Origin of the sequence: Mycobacterium sp., assembly GCF_049281135.1 — a bacterium.
Taxonomy (GTDB): Bacteria; Actinomycetota; Actinomycetes; order Mycobacteriales; family Mycobacteriaceae; genus Mycobacterium.
The window spans coordinates 1-3,720 of record NZ_JBAPRN010000803.1; the positions used below are offsets into that span (position 1 = coordinate 1).

Genomic DNA, 3,720 nt, shown 5'->3' on the forward strand with positions numbered 1-3,720 from the left:
TTGCCGGACTGTCGCCGTAGCGCGCCCTCAGCGAGCTCACGCACCGCCGCAGGCCGCCGATGAGCTCGTGCAGTTCGGCCAGTTCAGTAGTGCTGGACAACGGATCTCCCTGGAGGCGAAGGTGTCATGGATCACAGTACGACACCAATACTATCCAGCGCAGAGCCGCGGCGTGAGACAGATCACCCGCCGCGCCTAATCCGGGGGAATCGGTTCCAGCAGCCGGCGTGGCCGACGAAGTGCCTTGCTGACCGGATCGTCGCGCACCGCTCGCTCACGTGGTCGGCGCGGCGGGTGCAGGACGAGGTCGGCGACGTCGGGCAGTTGCCCGCACGACCCGCACACCCGGTCCGGTCCGATCGCGCCGCCACAGTCGGCATGGCGATAGCTGCGGCGCTGTGGCTGTTCGACGTAGTTCTCGTTGCCCCAGCCGGCCAGGGACCAGATGATGGGCCAGAGCCGACGGCCTTTGGGGGTCAACACGTACTCGTCGCGGCCCCGGCCACCGGTCGCTTTGGCCAGCACCCCCTCATCGATGAGGAGTGAAAGCCGCTCGGACAGAACGGCCTTGGGAATCCCGAGGTGAGCGCGAAAGTCACTGAATCGACGGACTCCGTAGAAGGCGTCGCGTACGACCAGCAGCGTCCATCGCTCGCCAACAATCTCCAGCGATCGCGCGATCGGGCAACTCTCGGCGGCGTATTCGCGGGGTAGGGCCACGACCGGATCCTACCCTTGCAGGTTCGTTGACTGAACCATAGACTCGGGCTTTGAAGAGTTCAGTCAATGAACCATAGAAAGGTGCAGCGGATGGGCTTCCACCGTGAGCAGCACGGCATGACCCGCATCGACATCGAGACCGGGATTCCCTTTGAGGAGTTCGTCGCCGCCCTCGAGAAGGCGGCACCGCCGGTCGACCGGACGGCGGTGGAACGCATCACCAAGGCCGGCGGCGACTGGGACGACGTACGCGCCGCTACGGCCGAGAACGCGCCGAATGACCTGATGGTGTACGCCAAGATCGAAACCAGCGTCTTCTTCGGCGTTGCGGGACACCACACGCCGGCGATCGAGTACCTGATCGGCAACCACGTCATCGCCGAGACGATGTTTCGACACGACGCCAAGGCGCTGTTGTACGCGCCGCTGCGCATGCTGGTCTATGGCGACGACAACGGTGACGCGGTGTTCACGATGGACCAGCCCGGCCCGGCCTTCGGCAGTCTCGGCATCGCCGAGGTGGCCGCCGTCGGTAAAGATCTGGACCGCAAAGTCGTGAACCTGCTGCGTGTCGTGGGCGTGGACGCCGGGCAGGCCTTCGACTAGCCCGCGAATCCGGTGGAGCCGTTGAGCCCCACCGGATTCGAGTGCGATTACTTGCTGATCTCGATGCGCTGTGCCTGAGTCCCGGCGTAGGCGCCGGCAACCCGGACGGTCAGCACACCGGCGTCGTAGGACGCCGAGACGGCCTCACCGGTGAGGTGCGCGGGCAGCTGGAACGACCGGCGGAACGATCCGTAGCGGACCTCGCGGAGCGTCCGTCCGTCCTTCTCCTCGGCGTGCTCGTCGCGACGCTCACCGTGGATGACCAGGCGGCCGTGCTCTACCTCGACGTTGACGTCTTTGTCGACATCCACGCCCGGCAACTCGAGCCGCACCACCGCGTCCTCGCCGTCCTTGACGATCTCGGCGGCGGGGTGGAATCCACTGGGTACCGGCTTGGCCCAGTCGGTCGCCGCCGCCGGCCCAAAGAAATCGCGCATCCAGCGGTCGACATCCCACGCGGGTCGCGACCATAGGGTCAGGTTGCTCATTCGTGTCTCCTCGTGCTCTGTGATTGCCGACGACTTGCCGGCTCTACAGATAGAAACTTGAGTCGACCACGCTTAAGTTCCGCCAGTCGTTTCGCCGTCAGCGAACGCCGCGTCGCGACAAAGCTCTTGTTGGTCAGCGCTTCTGGGTGATCACCAGACGTCCCCGTCGCGCCAATCGCACGCCAACGGCGCGGTGTCATCCAGGTTTGTCCCGAGCGGGAACACGAACACCGACCCGTCGTCGTCGGGAGTCGGGATCGGCCCGCCGGGTGCCAACACCGACGTCGGTCCGCGCCACGGCAGCCAACCGCGCAGGGTGTAGAGCTGCCTGCCCCGGTCCGACGAACTCAGCGCGCCGATCTGGTAACCGCCGCGGATGACCTGCTCACAGGCGTTGAGGATCGCGATGGCCAGACCTTGTCCGCGCCAATCCTCGCGCACCGCAACAGCTTCCACGTATCCGCAGCGCAGCGAAAGCCCGCGGTAGAGCAGGCGTCGTTGCACCACGGCGCCGTGCGCGATGATCGCACCGTGGTCCCAGATCAGGGCATGCATTCCACCCAGCGCATGGTCCCAGTCGGCGGCGGTGAACTCGCCGGCGAACGCCTCGTTGACCATCTCGTGCGCGCGCTGCCGCGCGTCGCTCTCCAAGTCGGCGGTGTGGACCAACCGGGCGGTGTGAACCTGGGTGCGCACACTGCTGGTCTACCAGTTGGACTAGTCCGCCGCCACCGAACTCGACACGGAAGTCGGGGCGATTCTGGGACGCGACCAGTGCAGTCGCACGTGCTGACCTGGACGCACCTGGGCGAGCTTGTCGATGTCCTGGTCGGCGATCACGCCGGCCACCGGATAGCCGCCGGTAACCGGGTGATCGGGGCCGAGAATCACCGGTAATCCGTTGGGCGGCACCTGGATCGCGCCGCGGGTCGCGCCTTCGCTGGGCAGTTGGCGCCCCGGGTCGCGGTGTCGCAGCGGTCGTCCTTCGAGTCGCATGCCGACGCGATCGCTACGGTCCGACGCCATCCAGATGGTGTGCACCAGGGCGTCGGCATCGGCCAGCCAGTCGTCGCGCGGGCCGGGGGCAACCAGAAGTTCGACCAATTGGTCGGAGATCGGCGCCACCGGCGCCTGGTCGAGCTCCGGGTACTCCTCGGTGTGTTCCCCGATCGGCAACACGTCACCGGGTTGCAACGGCAACGGTCCGATTGCCGACATCACGTCGTAGCTACGCGAGCCCAGCACCGGTGTCACGTCGAAGCCGCCACGCACTGCCAGGTAGCTGCGCAATCCGGAGCGCGGCACGCCGAGTGCGATCACCTCGCCGTCGCGGACGTGCTGAATGCTGTTGGCGCCGAACATGGTTACGCCGACCCGCGGATTGGTGTCCGCGCCGGTGACCGCGATGTCGACGTCGCCGCCGCGGACTCGCGCCGTGAACCCGCCCATCGTCACCTCGATGGTGGCGCGGTCGTCCGGGTTGGCCACCAGCCGGTTGGCCAGCGTGTGTGACCGCCGGTCGGCCGCCCCCGACCGGGTGACGCCGAGATGGGCGAGTCCGACGCGGCCGAGGTCTTCGACGAGGGCCAGCGGTCCGGTGTGCAGAATTTCCAGGGTCGTCATGGTCGCCTCGCTATGCAGCCCGGAATTGGACCCACATGCCTGGCGTCAGCAACGCCGGATGGGGCCGATCGATGTCCCACAGCACCGCGTCGGTGTGGCCGATCAGCTGCCATCCGCCGGGGGAGCGACGCGGGTAGATTCCGGTGAATTCGCCGGCCAGGCCCACGGCACCGGCCGGGACCGATGGGCGTGGCTCGGACCGTCGCGGCACGGCCAGGCGCGGATCGCCGCCGACCAGATAGGCGAAACCCGGTGCGAAACCACAGAATCCGACCTTCCATAG

General features: G+C 67.1%; 6 protein-coding genes and 1 pseudogene. 1 reads left to right on the forward strand and 6 read right to left on the reverse strand.

Annotated elements, in window-relative coordinates; genetic code table 11:
* Positions 1-100, reverse strand: a pseudogene (locus tag WAN02_RS31765) (hypothetical protein); the annotation flags it as partial.
* 95 nt (positions 101-195) lie between these two features.
* On the reverse strand, positions 196-720 hold the full coding sequence (locus WAN02_RS31770; RefSeq protein WP_422269330.1) for a winged helix-turn-helix transcriptional regulator: 525 nt from the start codon (positions 718-720) through the stop codon (positions 196-198).
* Positions 721-786: 66 nt separating this feature from the next.
* Here WAN02_RS31770 and WAN02_RS31775 point away from each other — a divergent pair, with 66 nt between their 5' ends.
* Positions 787-1,326, forward strand: a complete 540-nt coding sequence (locus tag WAN02_RS31775) for a DUF302 domain-containing protein (RefSeq protein WP_422269331.1) — start codon at positions 787-789, stop codon at positions 1,324-1,326.
* Positions 1,327-1,373: 47 nt separating this feature from the next.
* Here the strand turns inward: WAN02_RS31775 and WAN02_RS31780 are convergent, their stop codons facing one another.
* From WAN02_RS31780 to WAN02_RS31795, 4 genes are all read right to left on the reverse strand, one after another.
* Positions 1,374-1,814: an Hsp20/alpha crystallin family protein gene (locus tag WAN02_RS31780; RefSeq protein WP_422269332.1), complete on the reverse strand. Its 441-nt coding sequence runs from the start codon at positions 1,812-1,814 to the stop codon at positions 1,374-1,376.
* A gap of 150 nt (positions 1,815-1,964) precedes the next feature.
* Positions 1,965-2,510 (reverse strand): GNAT family N-acetyltransferase, encoded by a 546-nt coding sequence (locus tag WAN02_RS31785; RefSeq protein WP_422269333.1) that lies wholly within the window; start codon positions 2,508-2,510, stop codon positions 1,965-1,967.
* 21 nt (positions 2,511-2,531) lie between these two features.
* On the reverse strand, positions 2,532-3,437 hold the full coding sequence (locus WAN02_RS31790) for a 5-oxoprolinase/urea amidolyase family protein (RefSeq protein WP_422269334.1): 906 nt from the start codon (positions 3,435-3,437) through the stop codon (positions 2,532-2,534).
* Positions 3,438-3,447: 10 nt separating this feature from the next.
* Positions 3,448-3,720 (reverse strand): 5-oxoprolinase subunit B family protein (locus WAN02_RS31795; protein WP_422269335.1); only part of this gene is annotated, 273 nt, incomplete at its 5' end.